This window comes from Polaribacter porphyrae, from assembly GCF_002954685.1.
In the GTDB taxonomy this organism is placed as follows: domain Bacteria; phylum Bacteroidota; class Bacteroidia; order Flavobacteriales; family Flavobacteriaceae; genus Polaribacter; species Polaribacter porphyrae.
The window spans coordinates 3,763,447-3,788,838 of the sequence record NZ_MSCN01000001.1; the positions used below are offsets into that span (position 1 = coordinate 3,763,447).

Below are 25,392 nucleotides of genomic sequence, written 5' to 3' on the forward strand. Positions count from 1 at the left end.
TGTAATTGCATTAAATTATTCTAATATGATTTTTTTTGTAATGGTTCCACTATTAGTTTTTAGAGTGGCTAAATAAATTCCTATTGATAAATCTTTTAGAGGAATTTCAGTTTTAGCACTTACAGATACTTTTTGTTGATACACTTGTGAACCTAACATGGAGTGTAATGTGAAGGTTCCAGCTTCTTTTATATTGTGAATAAACACTGTTTTATGGTTGCTGTATAAAGCAACATCTGTTAATAAAGTAGTATTGGTGTTCAATGCTTTTTGAGAAAGATGGATGTAAAAACGGTCTTTTGTTGCACCCTCATTTTCAATGACAATTTCTTTTTGAGAAGTTGCTGTTAATTCTGTAAATGAGTTGGTATTTCTATCTTCTAAATACACGTTAATTTCACTTGGGATATTTGTAAAAACTCCAGAAAGCGTAATTTGATCTCCTTTTTTAGCATTAATAGAAATAGGAATTACAACACCGTCAAAATTACTATTTGACAAGGATTGAATGGTGTAATTATTTGTATTACTATTATCAACTAAATGCGAGTAAATGTCTAAAGAACCGCTATCAAAATTTCCAATGTCATAACCAGCATCAAAACCAGCAGTGGTGTTATCAAAAAACTTAATACTGGTATGTACAGCAGTTTTTCCTTGGGTTACTGTTAACGTTATATTTGGTGTTGTTTCAGTTTTAGAGAAATCTGTTGTGCCAGTTGCAGGCTTTAGAGTTCTTTTTTCTTCGTTGAAAAGAATTTCTGTTTCACCAGCTTTCATTTTAATAAAGAAGCCTTGTCCAGGAGGTAAAGATCTTGCAGTTGCATCTAATTCGGTTACTGCAACATATTTATTTTGTGTATCATCCCAAATGTATAAACTTGGGAAATTTATATCTAACTTGCTTAAATTATCATTTAAGAAACTAGTACTGCTATTTTTGTTGGCTGGGTAATAGGTGGTAAAAGGATTTCCAATCGCGTTCCAAGCACCAGCAGTTAAGGTTTTGTTTAAATCATTTACAGTTAAAGTACCTGTAAAAGAAACACCACCATTTGTAGCTCTAGACATGGAGTAGCTTTGCCCAGCAGTAAAGGTATCTGTTGCATTTACATTGGCATCAAAATATACCCATCTTGTTCCTGTAGCTTTAGAATCGTCATAAGTAGCTATGGCATATCTGGTGGGTGATACAGAAGTGTTAGTTCTAATATCATTAGATACATTTTCTGCAAAAGATTTTATAGTTTGCCCAGAAACTGGTGGGGTAATAATATACCATTCATTGGCTAATAAACCTCCTCTAGTATAGGTTACATTTCCTGAAGTTGTACCATCTAAAAACAAAACACCTGAATTATTTTTATCTGATAGTAATTCTAAATTCCCAGAAGTAGAAAATTCATTTTGAATAGTAATTTCTTTGTCTGCAGGAATAGAAAGTGTAGCATTATTTTCTAAAGTAAAATCATCAATAACTAAATCATCTACATCAATGGTTACTGTATTACCTGAAGAAATTATAGCTTTTTCTATTTGAGTAGGTACTGTACCTAAACTCCAATTACTTGCTGCACTCCAATTACCTGTGGTATTAAAAAAATTCGTTTTTATGCCATTAGTTCCAAAACTTCCGCTAGTAACTCCTTCCACAAAGTTTGAAGTAGCACCAATTCTATTGAAACCATTTAGTGTTCCGACTAAATTATTACTTGTTACATCTTTAATTTCAGTTATTGAGGTATTATCACCAAATAATACGCCATTATTAAAATTATAATACGCTACTAAATTTGCTGTACTTGGGTCAATTCGACTATCTTTTTGATTATTAATTTCTGTATTTGTTAATGTTTTAGTCCAAATACGTACTTCATCCATATCACCACCATAAAATAAACTACCATTTCTAGCACCTAATTCTATAGGTGCAGTACTGTTGAATACTGTTCCTGTGCTTCCTGTGACTGATCCATCTATACCTGCTTCAGTTCCGTTAATATAGAACTTCATAGTAGTGCCATCGTATGTAAAAGCAACGTGCTGCCAAATATGAGGTGTTATTTTGTTAGCTGTTGTGTAATATGTATCTGAACTTCCATCAGTTGAAATGGTGTTTTCTATAGAACCATCTGTTTTTACGATTGTAGCAAACGCTTTTTGATTGCTAGCATATTGACTAAAAATTACTGGATTACCAGAAAATGAGGTTACTCTAACCCAAGCTTCTATACTAAAACCATTGGAAAAATCGAAAGCAGCATTGTCTGGAATAGTTATATAGTCATTAGATTTGTCAAAATGCAAAGCGTGATTAAAAAACACCTTTTTTACCTCTCCATAACCCACACCTTGTGTATTTATAGCATAAGCTCTGTAAAAATAGGTGGTATTTGGTGTTAAGCCTGAAAACGTTTTAGAAAATACACCAGTACCAGCACCATTAATATCTCTAGTTACATCTGTGTCTCCTATTTTTGGATTGGTATCTGTAGTCGAATATAAAAAGCCTCTTTCTGTAACAGTACTCAACCCTTGAAAAGATATATCTCCATTTAAAGTTATGTTTGTATTATTTACAATAGTGGCATCTACAGTAGCGGTTTCAGGAGTTTTAGAGCGTTTTATATATTTTTCATTCGTTATTGGAGCTACAGTACTTAAAGCAATATCACCAATAGTTGTTTCCTCTTCAATTATTTTTATTTTTAAATCGAAATCTAAATGTGAAGAATTATTCATTCCAGAAAAAATAATATGACCTCCATTATAACCACCGTTTCTATTAGAAGAAAGTGCGTGACTACCTGAACCACTAAAGTTTTCTAAAGTAATGGTATGAGTTATACCTGCGGATAAAGTCATTGGCGTTGAAAAAGTAAACGTTTGCCCAGCACTATCTGTTGAAGAAGTTATAGTAACACTTTCACTATCTATTTCTGTACCGCCATTATTTGAAACTCCTGAATATAATTTTAAATCTGCTGTTCCAGAAAAAGTATGTTGCCCAGGTTCTAAATAAAATGTTACAGACTTAATACTGCCAAAAGTGCTTGCAGTAAAGGTTTGCCCTAAAGTTGATTGGTTTAAATAATCATCTTTAGATTGCTGGTCAACTGTGGTTGTTTGTGCAGGTCCTGCTAATGTAGTAATGTCATTAGAGCCAGTAACACCAGCAACACCTTTGGTTTGTAACAAAACATCACCACTTGTGGTAATGTTAGTTAGGGCTACATTATAGGTGGTATTGGAAATAGCAGTCACACTATTTATAGTTACTCCTAGACTATTGGTTATAAAATCGCTAACATCTACATCTTTTACAGGTTTAGAAAAGATAATTTGGTATGTAGCAGAAGTGTCGTATAAATCTTGAGCTGTTGGATTTAGCCTACTGATACTGCTTATAGAAAGCCCTAAAGTAGCAAATGCCATAACATTACCATAACCAATACCATCACTATTTATGGAATAAGCTCTGTAATAATAGATGGTTTCAGAATTTAAACCACTAATGGTTTTAGAATACATACCCAAACCTGCACCATTAGTATCTTTAATTACCCCAGTTTCTCCAATTTCTGGGGTTTGGTCTGTAGTAGAATACACAATACCACGTTCAGTTACAGTTAAACCATTGTTTTTAGTAATATCACCACCTATAAGTACAGTGTTTTGTGTTATAGATGTTGCTGCAGTTGTTATAGTTGTAGGGGCATAAGAAGTAGTATTCTTATAAAGTTTACTTGTTTTTGAAAACGAATTATTATTTCCTGTAATTAGTACATCTTGTTTGTTATCACCATTAATATCTTCAAAAGCGATTGAACCTCTATTGACACCATCAAAAGGAGTACCTGTAACCAAAGTAAAGTCTCCATTACCATCGTTTATATAAAGTTTACTTATAGCAGAAGAACCAACTAAACCAGTAATTAATACATCCTGGTCATTATCACCATCAACATCTGCAAAAGCGACTGAAGAATTATCAACACGATCAAAAGGAACGCCAGTAACCAAGGTAAAGCTTCCACTTCCGTTATTTTTATAGAGTTCAGTATTTCTTCCAAAACCATTACTTTGACCAGTAATTAACAAGTCTTGATCGTTGTCTCCATCTATATCTGTAAACGCTACTGAGCCTTTACGAATATTAACAAAAGGAGTGCCTGAAACTAGAGTAAATGTTCCACTACCATTATTTGTATAAAGTTTACTTTCAAATGAGGAACCGTTATTACCAGTAATTAATACATCTTGGTCATTGTCTCCATCAATATCTGCAAACGCTACTGAAGAGTCTGATGCACCATCAAATGGAGTACCTGAAACTAGAGTAAAGGTTCCACTACCATTATTTGTATAGAGTTTGCTTATTTTTGAAGAAGAACTATCATGACCAGTAATTAGAACATCTTGATCGTTATCTCCATCAACATCTGCAAAAGCGATAGAGCCAAGTAAAACACCATCAAAAGGAGTACCAGTAACTAACGTAAAGTTTCCAGTACCATCGTTTTTATACAATTTACTTATTTGTGTAGAACCATTATTACCACTAATTAACACATCTTGGTCGTTATCTCCGTCAATATCTGCAAATGCGACTGAAGAGCTGGTAACATTATCAAAAGGAGTACCGTTAACCAAAGCAAAGTTTCCATTACCATCATTTGTGTAAAGTCTAGTAATTTCAGAAAAAGAATTATTTTTTCCAGTAATTAATACATCTTTATCACCATCTCCGTCAATATCTGCAAACGCAACTGAAGAATCATCAACATCATCAAAAGGTGTGGTAACTTCTATAAAGCTAACTTGAGAAAATATAGGTAAGGAACAAATGAGTAGTAATGCGAATAATAGTTTTGTTTTTTTCATAATTGTAGAATTATTTTGTGTAAAATTCTTTTAATAATTGATGTGGTTTTTATAAATGTGCGTGAACAACAATTTGATAGGTGTAAACCATTGATTTTTGGTAATGTTCTAACATAGCTATACTAATTCGTGTTGATTTTATTTTTAATTTGTTTTTTAATTTTATTTAAGTGTATAAACTGATAGCAGGTATAACAGCAATATATACTTAATGGGAGCGCAATAATGAGAAATATTTTTTGTGTTGTTATAGCACAAACCACAAGTAAAAACACACTTAAAATAAAAGATAGCAGTATTATTTTTTGAATACTGTTATTTATTTTCTGTTGGTGTTCTTTTAGCGATGTTTGCAAAGAAGCTTTATGAATGTTTTTAATCATTTGCTATTAATTTCTTTACAATAGTAGTAGATATTGTAAAAAAGTAGCCCACCCTTTTGGGTAGTTTTGCTTTAAATTGTGGTTTTTTTCTGGTATTTATCAAAAATTATATTAAAATTTTCCCTTCTTTGCCTCAAAGAATCTTAAAAAAACTCGAAGCTATTAACTTCGAGTTTTGAGACACTTTTAAAAACCAGTTCCTGGAGATTCGGGACTTTGTGCTTGAGCCGTTTTTGGATTCAAAATTAAGTACGTACCCAAAGCAGTTAATGCAGCATATTTACCATAATTTCCTAGTTTTTTAATGGCTTCTTTTCTTGTAAGATTATTTTGAGTTTTATTTTTCATTGCAATTCATTTATTTGATAATGATTTTTTTAGAAATAGTGCCTTGTTCAGTTTGCAGATTAGCAATGTAAACACCAGTAGCCAATTCAGGTAAATCAATAGTTGTTTTGATAATTCCTTCTACTTTTGATGATAAAATGGCTTTTCCAGAGATTGAATACAAACGCAATGAAGCATCATTCTGTAAACCATAAATATGGAGTTGATGGTTGCTTTCAAATAGACTAACACCTGTTAATTCATTGGTTGCTGTGCTTAAAGCTTTTCCTGAAAGGCGCAAATAAAAACGACCAACACCAGAAATATCATTTTCAACAGTCCATTGTTTTTTACTTGTTTTTAAATCGGTAAAGCTGTTTTGTAATCTATCTTCTAAATAGACATATACACTTTGTGGAAGATTTTCTAAAATCCCATCAATGGTAATATTATCACCTTTTTTAGCAACAATACCTAAAGGAATTATTATATTTTCATAATTGTCTTTTGGTAAAGACTGTATCGTCAAGTTTGTGGCAACACTATTGTCAACAATTCTTGAATAGATGTCTAATGAATGGCTATCAAAATTTCCAATATCAAAACCAGTATCAAAACCATTGGTTGTATTATCAAAAAACTTAATACGTGTTTTTACTGTAGTTTTTCCTTTTGAAACATTTACCACAATATTTGGAGTAACATTTCCTTTCTCAAAAGTGGTTATTCCACTTGCAGGTTTTGTCGTTCTTTTTGCTTTGTTAAAACTTACATTGGTTTGCCCTGTTTTCATTTTAATAAAAAATCCTTGTCCTGGAGGTAAAGAACGATCATTAGCATCCACTTCACTAACAGCTACGTACTTTTCCTGTATAGCATCCCAAACATATAAACTTTTAAAACTATCATCTAACGCATCAAAGTTTTCATTTAAGAAACTGTTGTTGCTGTTTTTATTTGCTGGATAATAAGTCGTAAACGGATTTCCAATAGCTTGCCATTCATCAGCATTTAGTGTTTTGTTGATATCATCAACGGCTAAAGTACCCACAAAAGTTACACTACCATCAGTTGCTCTGCTCATAGAATAACTTGTGCCAGCTGTAAAAGTATCAGTAGCATTTACAGTAGTGTCATAATAGACCCATTTACTACCTACAGCTTTGGTATCATCATAATAAGCTATTGCATAACGAACTGGAGATATTCCTGTATTTTGACGAATATCATTTGCATTGTTTTCTGCAAAAGACTTTATGGTTTGCCCAGAAACTGGTGGTGTTACTATACTCCATTTGTTGGCTAATAAGCCACCTCTAACATAAGTAACATTTCCAGAAATTGAACCATTAACAAGTAAAACACCACTATCATTTTTATCAGAAGCTAGTGATAAGTTACCACTAGAAGTAAAGGTATTATTGATAGTTATTTCCTTATCATTTGGAATATTTAAGGTTGCACCAGTTTCTAACTCAAAATCATCGATTTCTAAATCATCTACATCTATAGTAACCGTTTGATTTTCTGCTATGATAGCATTTTCTATTTGTGTTGGTACTTTTCCTAAACTCCATTTTGTAGGGTCTGACCAATTACCAGAAGCCATAAAAGCATTTTTGGCAATAGTATTGTTATCAAAATCTCCTGAAGCACCCGCTATAAAATTAGAGGTTGAACCATTTCTGGTAAAATTGTTTAATAAACTTTCAAAGCTATTTGATTTGGAATTAAATAGTTGTGAAATACTTGTGTTATCATTTCCTGCCACACCTTGATTAAATTGATAATAAGCCAATAAACCATCAGCATTAGAGGGTACTGTTTTATTTTTTATTTGGTTAATAGTTGTAGATGATAATGTTTTATTCCAAATACGTAATTCATCTACTGCTCCTTCGTATCTAGGACTGCCATTTCTGGATCCAATACTTATTTGATTTGAACTCTCATGAAATAAAGCTCCTGACGTAGGGTTTGTAACAGAACCACTACCACCAGCATCTACACCATTAATATAAAGTTTCATGGCACCATCTGCATTATTATAAGTAAATGCGACATGTTGCCAAACATCTTCTGTTAAAGAATTCACTGTTGTAAAATAAGTTTCAGCAGCACCATCAGTACTTATTGTAGATTCTACAGTACCATCAGATTTTATTATAAAAGCAAATACTTTACCACCCACAAAACGCGCTAAAAAACATTGACTTCCACTAAATTGATCTGGCTTTAGCAAAACATCCATAGAAAAACCGTTGGTGTAGTTATGGTTAGGTACTGATGCAGAATGTACCCCATCAAAATGAAAAGCATTGTTTAACGAAAAACGCTTTACTGCTCCATAACCAGTGCTATTACTATTAATTGCATACGCTCTATAGAAGTAAATATTTTTGGTATTTAAACTACTTACAACATCACTAAATGTATTTGTGTTAACAGCACTTACTACTTTTGTAACACCAGTTTCCCCAATTTTTGGGTAGCTATCTGTAGTACTATACACAATACCTCTTTCTGTAATAGCACTTGCTCCAGATAAAACAATGGTTCCTCCTAAAGTGGCGTTAGTTTCTGAAACAGTAGAAGCATCAGCAGTTGTTAATACAGGAAATGCAGGTGGTGATTTTTTAATAAACTTTTCATTGGTTGCAGGTGCTGTTGTAGATAAGGCAACATCGCCAACAAGAGTTGCTTCTTCTACAATTTTTATTTTTAAATCGAAATTTAAATGAGAGGAGCTGTTCATTCCTGCAAATATGACATGACCACCATTATAAACATTTGAAGTGTTAGCGTTTAAAGCATGAGAACCAGATCCTGAAAAGTTAGATAAGGTAATGGTATAGGTTTGACCAGATGATAGGGTTACAGGTGATGCAAATGTAAATGTTTGTCCTGCACTTGTTGATGAATTTGTTACGGTTACACTTTCACTATCAATTTCAGTACCTCCATCATTTGAAACTCCTGAATATAATTTTAAATCTGCAGTTCCAGAGAAAGTGTGATTTCCATCATTTGGATAAAACGTTACCGATTTTATAATTCCAGAAGTACTCGCAGTAAATGTTTGCCCTATTTCTGCTTGGCCTAACCAGTCATTAGTATTTTGTTGGTCAACAGTTGTGGTTTCTGTAGGTACTGCTAACGTAGTAATATCATTTGAGCCAGCAACACCAGCTACACCTTTGGTTTGTAGAAAAACATCTCCATTTGTGTTTATGTTATTTAGTGCTACGTTATAAACCGTATTAGAAACTGATGTTACACTATTTACAGTAGCTCCTGTACTATTACTGGTAAAATCGGTAATATCTACATCTTTTACAGGTTTGGTAAAGGTTACTTGATAAGTAGCAGAAGTATCAAATAAATCTTCTATTGATGGGTTTTGTCTTGTAATGCTACTTATGGAAACACCTAAAGTGGTAAAACTTCTAACTACACCATAACCTGTACCTGCACTATTTATGGCATACGCTCTATAATAGTAAGTTGTTTCAGGGTTTAAACTACTAATAGTTTCAGAGAAAACACCTAAACCTGTGCCATTAGTGTCTTTTATAACGCCTGTTTTTCCAATTTCTGGAGTTTGGTTTGTGGTTGAATACACAATACCTCTTTCTGTAACTGTAAGACCACTATCTGAAATAACATTTCCTGCTAACTCAACAGAATTGGTGGTAATGTTTGTTGCAGTATTTGTAGCGATAGAAGCTGTTGCTAAAGAAACTGTTGGAAATGGTGAACTTCCTTGAAAATTATTACTACTTTTACCAAAATTAACTCCTACTGGAGTATTAGAAGTTGAATGATCATTATAATAAATATCACCTGCATCAATACTATTTAATACAGTTCCTATATACCATGCTGTAGCAAAATCAGATCTTCTATATATAAAATATGAACCTTTTGAGTAGTAATTTACTCCACCATTTAATCCTTGTTTTGTATAAAGTCCGTTTACATTAGTGCTTCCAGCTCCTGAAACGAATACAACATCTGGTGCTTGAGAAAAGGTAGTTATGCTCATAAGTAAGAAGCAAAAAATTATAATTTTTTTCATAAATATTTGTTTTAAAAAGTGATATTATGGTTTGTATACGGTTCTTTTGGAATATTCCCAAAGTTTATTCCAGTATTCATTTAGTAATTTTTGGGTTGCTTTTTTGTTTTCTATTAGGTAGCCGAATTCTTCTTGTTTAATTTTTATTTTATCATTTTAAAATTAGGTGCTTTTCCTTGTAGTAAAATTAAAATGTGCGTAAACAACTAAATGGTGTCGTAAACTGCTGAAATTTGTTAATTTTCTAACATAGCTATACTAATTCGTGTTGATTTTATTTTTAATCTGTTTTTTAATTTTATTTAAATAAATAAACTGATAGCAGGTATAACAACAATACATACTTAATGGGAGCGCAATAATGAGAAATATTTTTTGTGTTGCTACAGCACAAACCACAAGTAAAACCACACTTAAAATAAAAGATAGTAGTATTATTTTTTGAATGCTGTTATTTATTTTTAGCTGATGTTCTTCTAACGAAGTTTGCAAAGAAGCTTTATGAATGTTTTTAATCATTTGCTATTAATTTCTTTGCAATAGTAGTAGATATTGTAAAAAATTACCCCACCCTTTTGGGTAGTTTTGCCCACCTAAAGGTATAGTATGTGTCATTTTATATCGATTTTTTTAAGTTTTTTAGAAAATTATTACTGTTTGTCCGTTTTTATGTAATAATGATATCTACTTGCGTCATTCTGAATTTATTTCAGAATCTCATTATGCTGATAAGCAATAATTTGGATGAGAACCTGAAACAAGTTCAGGTTGACGTTAAGACTTTTACTTATTACAGATATTCAAAAAATTATTTGTCGAAAATAATTTTAGATGAGATTTCTGTGCGTTTTTTTATATCTAATTTTTCGTACAGATTTCTAGTATGATATTTTACAGTATTTACAGAAATAAATAAGTTTTCTGCAATTTGTTTATTTGTAAAACCTTCTGTAATTTTTATAAGAATATCTACTTCACGCTCTGTTAAGTTATAGGAGATTTTTATTTCTTCTATTTTTGCGTTTAACGAATTTTCTTTCTCTGTTGTAGTCGCATTTTTTAATTGCTCCTTTAAACCATAAAGTTCATTTAAATACAATTGCAATTCATTTCTATAACTATTGTTTTCTTCTTGTAATTTTTTAACTCTATAGGTAATAGCATAAGTTAAGACCAACATTTCTATAATATTACCAAATTTTAATTGATTAAAAGTGGCTGTAATAGATGTAAGACCAAAATTTAATGGAGTCAAATAAAAGATAGCCGCAAAAAGTGCCATGCAATAGCCAATCACAAAAAATTTAGCAAATTCTTCTTTCTTATACATTAGTATTCCCATAAACCAATAATAAGCTAAAACCAAAAGCCCTAAAAAGTCTGCAATTGCAAAATATAAGAAGTTATTTGTAAAATAATAAATGGCATAAAAAGTAGTAGGTACAACAATAAATAGCTTGCCAAAAAGATCTAATTTAGGATAGAAAAATTTAAGTCCTAAAAAGTTGGAAGCAAACAAAGCTCCAAAAATTTGAATTAAAATATGAAAAACAGCAATGTAATCATCAAAGAAAACTTGTGAAAAGTACAAATAAGCTACACCATCAAAAGCAGTAAAAGAGATGTTGATACAGCCCATAAAAATGGAGTAGTATAAAAAAGTATTGTCCTTTAGAGAAATATAAAAAATAATATTTAAGATAAAGACCATGATAGCAATACCATAGTATAAGCCAAAACCTAAATTCTTTTTTTCTTCTGTTTTATAAAATTGACTTGTTGTGTAAACGTTTAACGGAAAATGAACTTGGCGTTTAAAATGAACTCTTACATAATAAAGGGATTCTTTTGGGTTTTTTAATTTTAAGATAATTACTGTATTTCCTTGAGTACTTTTTTCTGATGTTAATAATTCATTTTTATTGTAAACAGCTACAGTTGCTATTGAAGGTTCTTCTACTTGAAAAATTAATTCTTCTTCACCTTTTGTTTTATCTGTTAATAATACTTTAAACCAGTATACGCCATTTTTGTAAGATATTCTATCATCTTTTAAAAGTGTAAATTTTTTATTTTTAATGCTATTGACGTTTTTACTGTCGTTTTTTAAGTAAAAAACTGAATCAATATTTTTATGTATTGAAGAACAACCAAAGCAAATAATAAGCAGTAAAAAAAGTAATTTCCTCAAAAGTTAAATTTCCAGTAATCGGATAACAAAATTATAGAAGTGTCTTGATGTTTATCCTATCCTTGTGGGTAGTATTTAAGTAACTATAGGAATTTACAGGTCTTTTTTTACAAATAGCGCCGTTAATTCTAATCTAGATTTTACATGTAATTTTTCGTAAATATTTTTCGAATGATATTTTACAGTATTGATAGAAATAAAGAGTTCGTCTGCAATTTGCTGATTATTATTCCCTTTTAAAATCATTGGAAAAACTTCTTTTTCTCTTTTAGTAAATTGATATTTTTTTGAGATAAAATCTAATTTTTCATCAGAAATCTTTTTATTTTGATTCTTTTGCTTTAAAAAGTCGATATTTTTTGATTGTAAAACTAATTCCTGTTTTATTTTTTCATTTTCTCTAAATACTTCTTTTGCTTTAAGTATAGCAGCAAATGTTAGCAACGTAATTTCTGCGATAACTCCTAATTTTAAAATATTCATGCTTACAGGAATGTAGGTAAGCCCAAAATTTATGATTATAGAATATAAAATGCCTACTGTAAATAAAATGGAATACCCAATTACATAATACTTTGCATACATACTTTTTCTAATTAGTAGAAAACCAAGTGTTAAGGTAATTATATAAAAAATGGAGCTAAATAAATCTTGATAAGCAAGTATTTCAAAATTATGAGTGATATGAAATGAGATATTTAAAATGATAACAGGAACAAATAACAATTTTAAGAAATGAGTCAATTTTGGGTAAAATAGGTTTACTTTTAAAAGTTTTACGCAAAATATTGTTGTGCTTAAAGGCACAATTAAGTAAACAATACCAATAAAAGTATTTAAAGCTTTAGTATTTGTTATAAAACCTGTAAGCGTATTATCGTATAAAGCGATAAGAACGTTTATTGAGGCCGCAAAAAATACATACCATAAAAAAATAGTGTTTTTAAAAAAATAGGCTAAAATTAAATTGATAATTAGTACTAAAATTACAAAAATATAATAGCCAGTACTTTTAAATGCTTCACTTTTTTTTACGTTTGCGAGATTTTTTTCGCTAAAGGAATTAATAATTAAATAAGGATTTCTATCAAATTTAACTTTAAAATAAAAAATAGGTTTATGTGCTTCTAAATTAATGTAAAACGTAGCATTTTCATAGTCATTAAAACGTTGTATTTTTTCTAGTTGACTATTATAAATTATTAATTCTTTTAAATACGCTTCTTTTAGCTGAATGATAATTTTTTCGTTTAATGCTTTTTGTTCAAGTTTTAATTTAAACCAGTAATTGCCATTATTAGAACCAAGTGAATTCTTTTTTAAATCTTTAAAGTTTTTTTGAGAAACATCTTCAATAGTAAGGTTCTTAAATTCATCTTGATAGAATGAGATGTCTTTTATAAAATTTTGTGATGTATTATTACAGCTTATAAAAAGTAATACACTAATCAAAGAAAAAAATAAATATGGAATCTTGTTTCTCAAAAAAGAACGTTAAAAAATTTATGTTTTAGTAGTGAATAAATACAATTTAATGATGATTTTACATTCTGATATCTATGAATCGATATGTTCAAAATAACCTACAACCTTAACATCTTCAGATTCCATTAATTGTCTTGGAGTAACAATAATCTCTTTTAGTTGAGGCCATTTATCAGAACTATCTGAAGTTACCATATTTTCATCAAAAGTAATATTTTTTAAATCAAAATTTGGTTTTGGTAGTTCATTTTGTAGTAAATGTCCTTGAAATACATCAACAGGTAGTTCGTAACCTGCATTTTTATACATCATGGCTACAAGTGTACTACAGGCAATCATGTTTCTTTGATGATTATTATTGTAACTATTGATTAGGTTTAAAATTCCATAGACTAAAAGATCAGCTTTCAGTAACCCAAATTTTTGTTCAAGAAGTGTGTGTAAAGTTCCTTTTGAGTAACGTAAAGAACAAATTAACGCTAACAACCATGCTGTAGTATTGGAATAATGCCCTTTATTTTTATAAAAATCTCTTATAGAAGCTGTTATTTTATTTTCAAAATCGTCACCCTTTTCTTTTAATCTACAAACATAAATTTTCATTACTTGTTGATGTTCTAAATTATTTCTTAAACTAGAACAACTAATACCATTTCCACCTGCTTGTACAATACAATTTTCGAATTTTGGGGGCAATTTTTTATCTCTATTTATATTGACATTTCCCCAAATTCCTGCATGATAAATATTTCTATAGTTATTACCTTCTTTACCAGGATCAAACCATGCAATTAAGTAGTGTAAAAGTGAATTAAATGTAGTGGAGTAAATTTTGTTAAGTTTTTCCAAATAACTCAAGTTCGAATCATCTAAAATATCTTGAATATCTTGTTCTAATTTCTCTTTTTTTTCGGGATTAAAATCAAAATCTTCAAAGATTAGGATATCACCAATTTGTAAATCTGATTCTTGTAGTTTTTTCATACTAATATTTTAAAGCATTTGTAATCTTTTTAAAAATTCATCTTTATGAGCTCTTCCCAAAGGAACTTCCTTTCCATTAACCCTTACTACAAAAAGCCCTAAATCTATGTTTTCAATAGCAGTAGCATTTACAATGAATGATCTATGTGTTTGCACAAACATACTTGTATCTAGTTTATTAGCCATTTCTTTTAAAGAGGTTCTTAGAGCAAATTTTTTAGCAGAGGTGTGTAACATACAGTATTTATCTTCTACTTCAATCCATAAAATATCTTCAATAGTAATTTTTATAAGTTTACTACGTTCTTTTACAAAAAAAGAATCGCTAGCTAAAACTACTTCTTCTTGACTTTCAAATACTTGTTCCCCATCAGCAAAAGTATGCTGAAAAGCCAATTCTATGCTTCGCTGTAAAGTTTTTGGATCAAAAGGTTTTATTAAATAAGCAAAAGGGCCCGTTTGTTTTGCTTTAGCAAAGGTTACTTTGTCATCAAAAGAAGTGATAAAAATAATAGGTGTTTCGCGTTTTCCTTGAAATATTCTTGCCAAATCTATACCTGTCAAATCTCCTTTTAAATGAATATCCATCAACACTAAATCAGGGTTTTTTTCATCAAAAAGGGTTAATGCTTTTTTACCATTGTCAGCTAAGCCTGCTGTTTCATACCCCAATTCATCTACAAACATTTCTAGAGTGTCTGCATAATTTTGCTCATCTTCAACGATTAAAATTTTCAATTGCCTTTCTTTTTGTTTGTTATTATGCATAAAGTTCGATAAAATAATGTTTTTTAAATCATAAAAATCGCAAACGACTGAATTTTGTCCACAAAATACTATTTATTGTTCTTCGGAAAATTAATTGTAAATACTGTGCCTTTTTCGAGTTCACTTTGTACAGTTATGGTACCTAAATTCATTTCTGTAAATTCTTTACACAATTGTAAACCTAGTCCAAAACCTTTTTCACCACTTGTGCCAGAAGTACTTTTAAAATTTGTTTTTTCAAAGAAACGCTCTATTTTATTTAACGGAATTCCATCTCCTTGATCACTTACAGAAATAGAAAAACTAGTAGTTGTTTCTTCAGAAGTTACTTTAATACAACTGTTTTCTTTGGTAAATTTAATAGCATTACTTAACAAATTTCTTAAGATTGTGGAAACAGCATTGCTATCTGCAAACAACTTTCCAGAAGTAATTTTATTTTTAATCTCAACATTTTTTGCATCTGCTAGAGATTTGTACAAAGCTATATTTTCTATAACTAGTTGAGTTACGTCAATATTTTTTGGATTATATGGTATTCTATTCGTTTGTGATGAAGCCCAGTTTAATAAATTATTTAAAAGATGATTTAGTTGATCTATAGATTTATCAATCTGACTTCCCATTTCTAGCAATTTTTCTCGCTTGTCTTTTTTGATAAAATAATCTAATTTTTTACCTACACCTTGCAAACCAATCATTGGGCTTCTTAAATCGTGTGCAATAATGGAGAAAAACTTATCTTTTGTGGCATTTGCTTCAGACAATTCTGCAGTTCTTTCCTCTACTTTTTGCTCAAGTATAATTTTTTGTTCTTCTAAAAGTTTGGTTTTAAACTGTTGTTTTTCGAGTTCTTTTTCTGCGATTTCTATACGCATTCCTTTAATTCTGTAGGCAAGTGCAAAAGACAATAGCATTATTTCTAATGCTCCACCAATTTCCATAGAATAGTATATAAAAGGATTAATTGGTAGCCAACCTGCCCCTAACATAGTCATTAATACAAGCCCTAAAACATAAGGTATCCAAGCAATAATATAATATTTAGCAAATTTAAATCCTTTAGAATAAACATATATTGCTACCCCAATATAAGATGGAAATGATAGCAGAACAAGCCACCTACCAAAAGGGGTTACTTGCTCTAATGTTAAAAAAATACTTAAAAATGAGAGTAAAATGCTTAAGCCAGCAATTACCCACATAAATTTATCCAAACGTTTGTAATTTTCATTAAGTTTTAAAAAAACTGACGCAAATCTGCTCGAAAAAAACATACTTATTCCTGCAAAAGTGATATAAATCCAAGAATCTAAACCTTTATAATTTGGCCATAAAAATTGATCTCCTAATTTGTTAGTTGACACTGCTGTAAGAATAGAAAAAAGTGTGGTGGCTACATATAATAAATATGCTTTATCTCTTAATGAAAAATAAATTAACAGATTGTAAATAGCCATAACTATCATTAAACCAAAGAAGACACCTAAAATTAAACTTGGTAAATCTGTATTGTTTTTTAGTGTAACAACACTTTCTGGGAGTTGTATATAAGTAGCAGTATTAAAATTATGCACTAAAAATGTTATAGACTTATACATATAAGATGCACCTTAAAAATTTAGGGCTATCAGAAAAATAAATGATACAAAAAAAGAGCTGTCTAAAGAGTCTTTAAACCTGTCATTTAGACCTTGTGGAGAAATCTAAACTACTGAATTTTAATTGAATAGATTTTTCGATTTCATTACATTTCGCTCTAAATGACAAAATTTAACTCTTTTCAGACAGCCCCTTAAATATAATAAAAATATTTAAGTACTATTTTAAAGCTTCTTTAATTCTTTTAATAGCTTCACGAATTTGTAATTCTGATGCAGCATAAGATAATCTAATACAATTTGGTGTTCCAAAAGCATCACCTGTAACAGTAGCAACATTTGCTTTTTCTAATAAGAATAAAGAAAAATCGCTTGCGTTATTTATTGTAACTCCATTTATGGTTTTACCAAAAAAGTCAGAAACGTCTGGAAAAACATAAAAAGCACCATCAGGTACATTTACCTTAAATCCATTAATTTCTCTCAATAAATTAATAACAATATCTCTACGAGTTTTAAACTCATCTACCATATATTGTATTTTAGAAACAGGTGCTAAAACTGCTGTTATTGCTGCTCTTTGAGCAATACAATTTGCACCAGAAGTAACCTGACCTTGCATTTTGTTACAAGCCTTTGCAATCCATTGTGGAGCACCTATGTAACCAATTCTCCAACCTGTCATCGCAAATGCTTTTGCTAAACCATTTACAGTAATTGTTCTATCATACATACTTTTTATGGCAGCAAAACTAAATGGTTTTGAGTCATAATTAATATGTTCGTAGATTTCATCAGATAAAATATAAATCTGCGGATATTTTTCTAAAACAGCAGCCAATGCTCTATATTCTGCTTCACTATAAATAGTTCCACTAGGATTGTTTGGCGAGTTAAAGAAAATCATTTTAGTTTTTGGCGTAATTGCTGCTTCTAGTTGTGCTGGTGTAATTTTAAAATCACTTTCAATAGAAGAAGGAATTTCTACATAAGTAGCTTCACTCAATGTAGCTATTGCAGAATAACTTACCCAATAAGGAGCAGGTAATAAAACTTCATCTCCTTTATTTAATAAAACTTGAGCTACATTAGCAATAGATTGCTTTGCTCCAGTGGAAACCACAATTTGATTGGGTTTGTATTCTAAATCATTATCACGTTTAAATTTGGTGCAAATTGCTTCTTTTAATTCTAAATACCCATCAACAGGAGTATAAGAATTGTAGTTTTGATTAATGGCTTCAATTGCAGCATCTTTAATAAAATCTGGCGTATTAAAATCTGGTTCTCCTAAACTTAAACCAATAATATCTTTACCTTCTGCTCTTAATTCTCTTGCTTTTGCTGCCATTGCCAAAGTCTGTGAGGTTGGTAGGCTGTTAATTCTGTCCGATAATGGATGTGACATTTTACTGTAAGTTGTTTAGTTTTTGTTATACTAATTCAGGTTTTTTACCCAAAACACCCAAATGTTTAAAATGCTCTATAATTGCTTTTCTAGTAGTTTTGTATTCATTATAAGGTAAATTAAACTCTTTAGCTGTTTCTTTTACAATTTTAGCTAATTTACCATAATGCACATGAGAAATATGTGGAAAAATATGATGTTCAACTTGATGATTTAACCCTCCTGTATAAAAATTTACGAGCCAATTGCTTGGTGCAAAGTTACTTGTGGTATATAATTGATGGACTGCCCAAGTATGTTCTAAATTTCCTTCTTTATCTGGAATAGGCATTTCTGTATTGGGTACAATATGTGCCAGCTGAAAAACTAAACTTAAAATCATACCAGCAGTATAATGCATCACAAAAAAACCAATTAAAACTTTCCACCAAGCAACATCTAAAACTGCAATGGGTAGTACAATCCAAAGTGCATAATAGGCAATTTTTGAAATGACTAATTTTGTCCATTCTGTTGTTGGATTAGGAAACGTTCCATAAGAAAGCTTTCTTTTTAAATACCTACGCATTTGTTTAATATCTGTAGTTATTGCCCAATTTATAGTTAGCAAACCATATAAAAAAATAGAATAATATTTCTGTATTTTATGAATTTTCAACCATTTTGAATGCAAAGAAAAACGGATGATTCTACCAGCATCAATATCTTCATCATGATCTTTTACATTGGTAAATGTATGATGAAGCACATTGTGTTGTACTTTCCAGTTATATACATTCCCTGCTAAAATGTAAATGCTACTCCCCATCAATTTATTTACCCATTTTCTTTTAGAAAAAGATTCGTGGTTGGCATCATGCATTACATTCATTCCAACACCAGCCATTCCTATACCAGTAAGTATCATCAATAAAACCATGGTCCATTGAGGCATAGAAATAGTAAGTACCAAAATAAACGGAATTAAAAACAGGGAAAACATTAATATAGCTTTGCTATATAATTTCCAGTTACCAGTTCGTTTAATATTATTCTCTTTAAAGTAAGTATTTACTCTTTTATTTAAAGTTCTAAAGAACTTTGCTTTATCTACTCTAGAGAAGTTTATTGTTTTCATATAATGATGTAAAGATTACAAAAATAAGCTATTTAAAATTGATGTAAATAATAAACGCTAAACTTTGTGAAGAATTGTAAACCTCAAATAACTATTTTTGCAATTCTAACTTTTACTATTGATGGACATTATTCACAAATATTTTAAAAATTTATCAAAAGAACAAACTGAACAGCTAAATAAATTACAGGATTTGTATCAAGATTGGAATTTAAAAATAAACGTAGTTTCAAGAAAAGATATAGATGAGTTGTATTTACGACATGTTTTACATTCTTTAGGGATTGCAAAAGTGATTCAATTTAAACCGAATGCAAAAGTGATGGATGTTGGTACAGGTGGTGGTTTCCCTGGAATTCCATTAGCAATTTTATTTCCAGAAACCCAGTTTCATTTGGTAGATTCTATTGGCAAAAAGATAAAAGTAGTAAATGAAGTTATTAAGGGTTTAGGGTTAGAGAATGTAAAAACTTCACATTGTAGAGTAGAAGACGTTAAAGATACTTACGATTTTATTGTGAGTAGGGCAGTAGCACAAATGGAGACTTTTGTTAGGTGGAACAAAGGTAAAATCGCTAAAAAGCAAAATCACGATTTAAAAAATGGAATTTTGTATTTAAAAGGTGGAGATTTATCAGAAGAACTTAAAAAATATACTTCAGCAACAATTTATGATTTACCTAACTATTTTGACGAGCCTTTTTTTGAAACTAAAAAAGTGGTGCATTTGCCTATGAAATTTAAGGGATAAATTTTTTAAAACTTAATTAAACCTGTAGCACCAGCAATAATACCTAATACAACAGTAATAATTACAAACAAAATAAATAAAATAATTAGACCAATAAAAAATCTAAACAACTTTATAATATTTCTACCAATAGAGAGTTTGTAAAATCTACCAAAAGCATACATGTAGTAAACTATTGATATAAAAAAAGTTGCAATATATATTGTTGGGTGAATAACTATCGCAAAGAAAAAAGCTATTAATGTTATGTAGGTTGTAAAACCATAGATATAACCATTCATTACAATATGTTCTCCAAAATTATGAGGTTTCCAAAAAGTCCATTTACTTAAAACTGCGTAGATTAATAAAAATACAAAGGTTAATAAGTTAAAATAACGTAGCATAAAATCCCACATGCTTTCCATTAAATCTAATTGAAATTGAGCAGTCTTTTTTTCAATTTTCAATTTTTTTACTTCTTTTTCAGATAAACCTTCAGTTTTCTCAACATCTTTTTCAGCAGCTTTTTTTAAATGTTCAATATTTTCTGAATTTACATTACTTTGAATCGCAATAAAATCATCAGCAAAATAATTAAAGATAATAAGAGACAAGGCAGCACCAACAGCCAAAAAAGCAAACGGATTTACATAACGTCTTCTAACTCCTTCTAAATATTCATTAAGAACATCTTCTGGGTGTGTTGCCATTTTTCTTATAGTTAAGAAAAAACGACTGTCTACTCCAAAATTTACAATAAAGAAATCTAAAAGTAAATTTTTAAAATCGATTCTATTCAAAACTACTTTTGCACCACAATTATTACAAAAATGGGCTTCTTTACTTAAAGGTTGGTTGCAGTTTTTACAATTCATGATGCCAAAGATAAGAAACCAAATAGTAAGTTATATGTAGAATTTACATCTGTGTATCATAAACTACAGGGAATTGAGCTGGAATTTCATCTGCAGTTTCTCCTAAATTTTGGCGTAAATCAATTTCAATACCTCTTGCAATAGTAGATATAGGAACATCATTTGCAGAACCTTCAAACGGATTTTCTCCTGTTCTACCAATTTTTTCCATAGTATGAAAAATCCAAGCCACTGTTACGTAAAAAGGAACAGCTAGCCAAACAAAAAAACTACCAATAAAGCTATTAAATTTATTGATTTCTTGACCAATTTCTGCAAATTGAGGAACTATTGCTAATGGTAAAACCAACACAAAAACCCACATAAAATAGTGATTTAAGGTTGCAAAGTGTCTAGGATAAGGAAAGTTTTTAATTCGTTCTGATTTTCCTTGAAGTGTAAATAATTCTTGAACAACAGTTTCTAAATTTAAAAATGAAAATTCCCATATTAATCCTTTTTCTTTCAAGTTTCTTAAGTGATGAGATTGTAAGTATAGCAATGCAGTTTGCTTGTTGTTTTTACTCAATACATATTCCATATCAGATTTTGATAAATACGGTTCTAAATCTTTTTCTAAAGTAGTTTTCCATTCTGGAGGTTTAATCATTTTACTCCAATCTTGGTTCGCTTTTTCATTCATTATGGTTTCCCAAGGTTTATTGGTTCTCATAGAATGACGTAAAGCTGTCATCCAAGCAATATGTCTGTAAGTTAGGATTTGTATCTCTTTATTCAACTTCTTTTCAGTTTGTTTTTCGAAAGCATGTTCATTGGTAACCATATCTTGTACAAACATTCCAAAAGTTCTAGATGTATTTACGATACCACCCCAAATTTTTCTAGCCTCCCAAATTCGCCCATAAGCAGAATTATTCTGAAAACCAATAACAAATGCAACTGCTGTACCAATTAAAGCAATAGGTGTCCATGGAATTTTAAACCAATGCAAATCAAAGAGAAAATAAATAGCAACTGTTATGGTTATAATGATAAAAAACAAAATGGTCTCAAAACGTGTCCATTTTATCATATCCTTTACCTTAAAGACTTTTCGGGTGTACATAGATCTTGTTGATTTAACTGTTTAATATTACAATTTATTTTTGATATAAAATAGCCATAGAAACAGCAGGAATCTTTATTTGATTTGAGATTGATTTTTCTTCATCAAAAGAAAAATCATCATGTAAAACTGCGATATTCCAAGTTGTATTTAATTTGTAATTTATAGGTTTTGTATTCGAATTGTAAATAACAAAAATATTTTTCCACGAATCATTATTGGTATTATTTTTAAGCTGATAAGCTACTAATCTATTTTCTGATTTTAAGAACTCCAAATTTTCTTGAACCATTTTTGCAGTGGGCATTCTAAATGCAGGATGTTGTTTTCTTAACTTAATGAGATTTTGGTAATATGTAACTACATCAGCATTTTTTACTTTTAAACTCCAATCAATTTGATTAATAGAATCAGGAGATTTATATGAATTATGTTCGCCAAATTTGGTACGCATCATTTCTGAACCTGCATGCAAAAAAGGTGTTCCTTGTGATGTTAAAACAATAGCTGTTGCCAACTTATGCATCGCTTTTAGTTTCTTTGCTGATGCTTTTGGTTGCGAAATTTTAAGTTTGTCAAACAATGTGTGATTATCGTGACAAGAAACATAATTTATGGCTTGCCAAGGTTCGTTCGCCCATGGTTCATTAGAATAATTTACGTTTTTGTAATTTATTTGTGGATGTTGTATTGAACCTACTATTCCGAATTTGATAGATGCTGACGTATCTTTTGCACCACTTACAAAACCTGTACTTTTATCCTCAAAAACAGAACCTTTGATTGCATCTCTAATATCATCAGAAAAAGCTGCAATTTTTAGCATCTGTTTGGTGTGTTTTTTTAAAGCTCTTTTTGGTTCAGGAAGTGGCGAATCTCCTGCAGTCCAACCTTCTCCGTAAATAAGTGCATTTGGGTTGATTTGTTTGACTTCATAAGCCAATAAATTCATAGTTTCAACATCATGAATGCCCATCAAATCAAATCGAAAACCATCTAAATGATATTCTTCTAACCAATATTTAACAGATTCAATCATAAATTTTCGCATCATTTTACGCTCTGAAGCTGTTTCATTACCACAAGCAGCAGCATCAGAATAAGTACCATTTTCTTTAAATCTATAATAATATTCAGGATTCTCTAAATTGAAGTTCGAGGTTTCAGTTCTTCCTGTATGATTGTAAACTACATCTAAAATTACACCAATATTAGCATCGTGAAACGCTTTTACCATCGTTTTAAATTCTTTAATTCGTACTTCTGCATCAAAAGGATTTGTGGAAAATGAACCTTCTGGAACATTATAGTTTTTTGGGTCATAACCCCAATTGAATTGTGGTTTGTCTAAATTGGTTTCATCAATGGAATAATGGTCAAAAGTGGGTAATAAATGAACGTGAGTGATTCCTAGTTCTTTAATGTGATCTATTGCAGTTGCTACATTTAAGCTACTTTTTGTTCCTTTTTCAACTAAACCTAAATATTTGCCAGCAAAACTAGAATTTGCTTGTTGTTGAATGGTAATATCTCTAATATGCAATTCATAAATAATAGCATCATTTGGTGATTTTAGTTTCACATGTTTATCTTCTTTCCATCCAGTAGGGTTGGTAGTTTCAAAATCTAAAACCATAGCTCTGTTTCCATTTACGCCAACTGCTTTTGCATAAATTCCTGGAGTTTCTGCATTCCAATTCTCATTAATGTAAGTTTGATATGTGTAGTAAATTCCGTTTAAATCTTTGTTGATAGTTTTCGACCAAACACCATTAGTATCATCTTGTAAAACATGTGTTTCAAAAACAGTAGAATTATTGCCTGTTTTGTATAAATTTAGTTTTACAGCTGTGGCTTTAGGAGACCAAATTTTAAAAGTTGTAGCATCTTTAGAATATGTTAACCATAAATTTTTATCAGTAGTTGGATAATCATCAAAAGATGAAAAAACAGTTTGTCTTTTAGAGCAAGAAATCATCAGCATCAGTAAAAATAAAAAAGGTAAAACTTTATGAACTTTCATGTCATTTGGTTTTGATTGAAAGCAGAAAGTTCATCAATTTTTAATAACCTACCAAATAAGTTTTAAAAAATAGAAGAAGTTGTTGCAGAAGTAAATTTTTCTAAAAATAACATTCCTTTGTAAGAGTTTCCTTTCGGGTTTAATTTTGGACTCCAAACTGCAATGCAATATTCATTTGGATGAATTGCAATAATTCCACCACCAACACCGCTTTTTCCAGGTAAACCAACTCTAAAAGCAAACTCTCCAGACTCGTCATAAAAACCACAGGTTAGCATAATTGCATTTACTCTTTTTGCTTCCGATTTTGATAAAACTCTGTTGCCTTTACAAGTTGAAAAATTATCTTCTGTTAGGTATAAAAAGGTTTCTGAAAGTTCTTTACAACTCATTTCTAGTGAACATGTGTAAAAATAAAAATCTAACACTTTATCAACATCATTTTTTATATTATCAAAAGACTTGATAAAATTACACAATGCAAAATTTCTAAAACCAGTTTCTTTTTCTGATTGAGCTACTTTCTCACAATAATTTATAGTATCATTGTCTGCAACTTCTCTGCAAAATTTTAAAAAATCTTCTTTTGGATTTTCTAAACGGCTTACTAATACATCACAAATAACGATTGCACCAGCATTTATAAAGGGATTTCTTGGTTTCCCCTTATCAGCATCTAACTGTTGTAAAGAATTGAATGGATTTCCAGAAGGTTCAACATCTACTCTTTCCCAAAGTTTTTCACCTTCAAGTTTGTAGGCTAGTGTTAGCGTCAAAATTTTAGAAATACTCTGAATAGAAAATTTTTCATCACAATTACCAACACCAAAAGTTTTGTCATCTATTGTAGAAATACTAGCTCCAAAATTATCAGAAGAAACGTTGCCAAGTTCAGGAATGTATGTAGCAATTTTACCTTTATCTTTTGTTTTTTTTACCTCTTTATAAGTAGTTTCTATTATTTCATGATAGCTTTTCATCGATATATTTTAGTTTTATTAAAATTATTGGAAAATAATGAAATAAAAAAGGAATCACATTCTGTAATTCCTTTTTATAATTATTGAGAAAGTAATGCTCATTTTTTCAATTTATAAGCATTTGTTTTAGCTTCTTGAAGGGTATGTACCTTGTAAGGCTATAATATAATTAACTCCATTAGGTTTGTTTTTACTTAAGTTTGGAAGTGCAAATGTAGTTCTTCCATCACCTCCATAAGTATTACCTAATATGGCAAATAGAGCATTATTTTTAGAAATTGGTAGTAATTGACCCTTACAAAAAGCCCAACCTCTTGGAGCGTAATTTCCTGCAAAAAGTATTACTTCTCCTAAAAATGGATCATTTGAAAATATTTCATTTTTTTTAATTGATTTTACATTTTGTATTTCTTTTTTCAATTTAGCAATTTCAGAATTTAATTGAGAAAG

15 protein-coding genes and 1 pseudogene are annotated in these 25,392 nt (G+C 30.1%); 1 reads left to right on the forward strand and 15 read right to left on the reverse strand.

Going from position 1 to position 25,392, the window contains the following annotated elements:
• Positions 1-15: 15 nt before the first annotated feature.
• From BTO18_RS16805 to BTO18_RS16850, 10 genes are all read right to left on the reverse strand, one after another.
• A complete protein-coding gene (locus tag BTO18_RS16805; protein WP_105017339.1) occupies positions 16-4,884 on the reverse strand; it encodes an FG-GAP-like repeat-containing protein in 4,869 nt (1,622 codons plus the stop codon).
• A 569-nt stretch (positions 4,885-5,453) separates the two neighbouring features.
• Positions 5,454-5,615 (reverse strand): hypothetical protein, encoded by a 162-nt coding sequence (locus tag BTO18_RS17770; RefSeq protein ID WP_170063308.1) that lies wholly within the window; start codon positions 5,613-5,615, stop codon positions 5,454-5,456.
• A gap of 10 nt (positions 5,616-5,625) precedes the next feature.
• Positions 5,626-9,639 (reverse strand): LamG-like jellyroll fold domain-containing protein, encoded by a 4,014-nt coding sequence (locus BTO18_RS16810; protein ID WP_211295618.1) that lies wholly within the window; start codon positions 9,637-9,639, stop codon positions 5,626-5,628.
• A gap of 841 nt (positions 9,640-10,480) precedes the next feature.
• Positions 10,481-11,863, reverse strand: coding sequence for a 7TM diverse intracellular signaling domain-containing protein (locus tag BTO18_RS16820; RefSeq protein ID WP_105017342.1), 1,383 nt, complete (start codon positions 11,861-11,863; stop codon positions 10,481-10,483).
• 93 nt (positions 11,864-11,956) lie between these two features.
• Positions 11,957-13,348 carry a LuxR C-terminal-related transcriptional regulator gene (locus BTO18_RS16825; RefSeq protein WP_105017343.1) on the reverse strand — a complete coding sequence of 464 codons (1,392 nt, stop codon included), beginning with the start codon at positions 13,346-13,348 and terminating at the stop codon, positions 11,957-11,959.
• A 72-nt stretch (positions 13,349-13,420) separates the two neighbouring features.
• Positions 13,421-14,332, reverse strand: a complete 912-nt coding sequence (locus BTO18_RS16830; RefSeq protein ID WP_105017344.1) for a hypothetical protein — start codon at positions 14,330-14,332, stop codon at positions 13,421-13,423.
• Between the two features lie 9 nt (positions 14,333-14,341).
• Complete coding sequence (locus tag BTO18_RS16835) at positions 14,342-15,070, reverse strand: LytR/AlgR family response regulator transcription factor (protein ID WP_170063309.1); 729 nt, start codon at positions 15,068-15,070, stop codon at positions 14,342-14,344.
• A 98-nt stretch (positions 15,071-15,168) separates the two neighbouring features.
• Positions 15,169-16,701 (reverse strand): sensor histidine kinase, encoded by a 1,533-nt coding sequence (locus tag BTO18_RS16840; RefSeq protein WP_105017346.1) that lies wholly within the window; start codon positions 16,699-16,701, stop codon positions 15,169-15,171.
• Positions 16,702-16,921: 220 nt separating this feature from the next.
• On the reverse strand, positions 16,922-18,109 hold the full coding sequence (locus BTO18_RS16845) for a pyridoxal phosphate-dependent aminotransferase (protein ID WP_211295619.1): 1,188 nt from the start codon (positions 18,107-18,109) through the stop codon (positions 16,922-16,924).
• A 25-nt stretch (positions 18,110-18,134) separates the two neighbouring features.
• Complete coding sequence (locus BTO18_RS16850) at positions 18,135-19,226, reverse strand: fatty acid desaturase family protein (protein ID WP_105017348.1); 1,092 nt, start codon at positions 19,224-19,226, stop codon at positions 18,135-18,137.
• 121 nt (positions 19,227-19,347) lie between these two features.
• On the opposite strand from BTO18_RS16850, the gene rsmG reads away from it, so the two are divergent.
• The gene (rsmG, locus tag BTO18_RS16855) at positions 19,348-19,977 is read left to right on the forward strand and encodes a 16S rRNA (guanine(527)-N(7))-methyltransferase RsmG (protein WP_105017349.1); all 630 of its coding nucleotides are present in this window, start codon (positions 19,348-19,350) and stop codon (positions 19,975-19,977) included.
• Positions 19,978-19,982: 5 nt separating this feature from the next.
• On the opposite strand, the gene BTO18_RS16860 is transcribed toward rsmG, so the two are convergent.
• The 5 genes and pseudogenes from BTO18_RS16860 to BTO18_RS16880 all read right to left on the reverse strand — a co-directional run.
• Positions 19,983-20,834, reverse strand: a complete 852-nt coding sequence (locus BTO18_RS16860) for a DUF3667 domain-containing protein (RefSeq protein WP_105017350.1) — start codon at positions 20,832-20,834, stop codon at positions 19,983-19,985.
• A gap of 43 nt (positions 20,835-20,877) precedes the next feature.
• Complete coding sequence (locus BTO18_RS16865) at positions 20,878-21,939, reverse strand: bestrophin family protein (protein ID WP_105017351.1); 1,062 nt, start codon at positions 21,937-21,939, stop codon at positions 20,878-20,880.
• A 34-nt stretch (positions 21,940-21,973) separates the two neighbouring features.
• Positions 21,974-23,962: a type I pullulanase gene (gene pulA / locus BTO18_RS16870; protein WP_105017352.1), complete on the reverse strand. Its 1,989-nt coding sequence runs from the start codon at positions 23,960-23,962 to the stop codon at positions 21,974-21,976.
• Positions 23,963-24,024: 62 nt separating this feature from the next.
• Complete coding sequence (locus BTO18_RS16875; RefSeq protein WP_105017353.1) at positions 24,025-24,942, reverse strand: glutaminase; 918 nt, start codon at positions 24,940-24,942, stop codon at positions 24,025-24,027.
• Between the two features lie 195 nt (positions 24,943-25,137).
• Positions 25,138-25,317, reverse strand: a pseudogene (locus BTO18_RS16880) (phage tail protein); the annotation flags it as partial.
• Between the last annotated feature and the right edge of the window lie 75 nt (positions 25,318-25,392).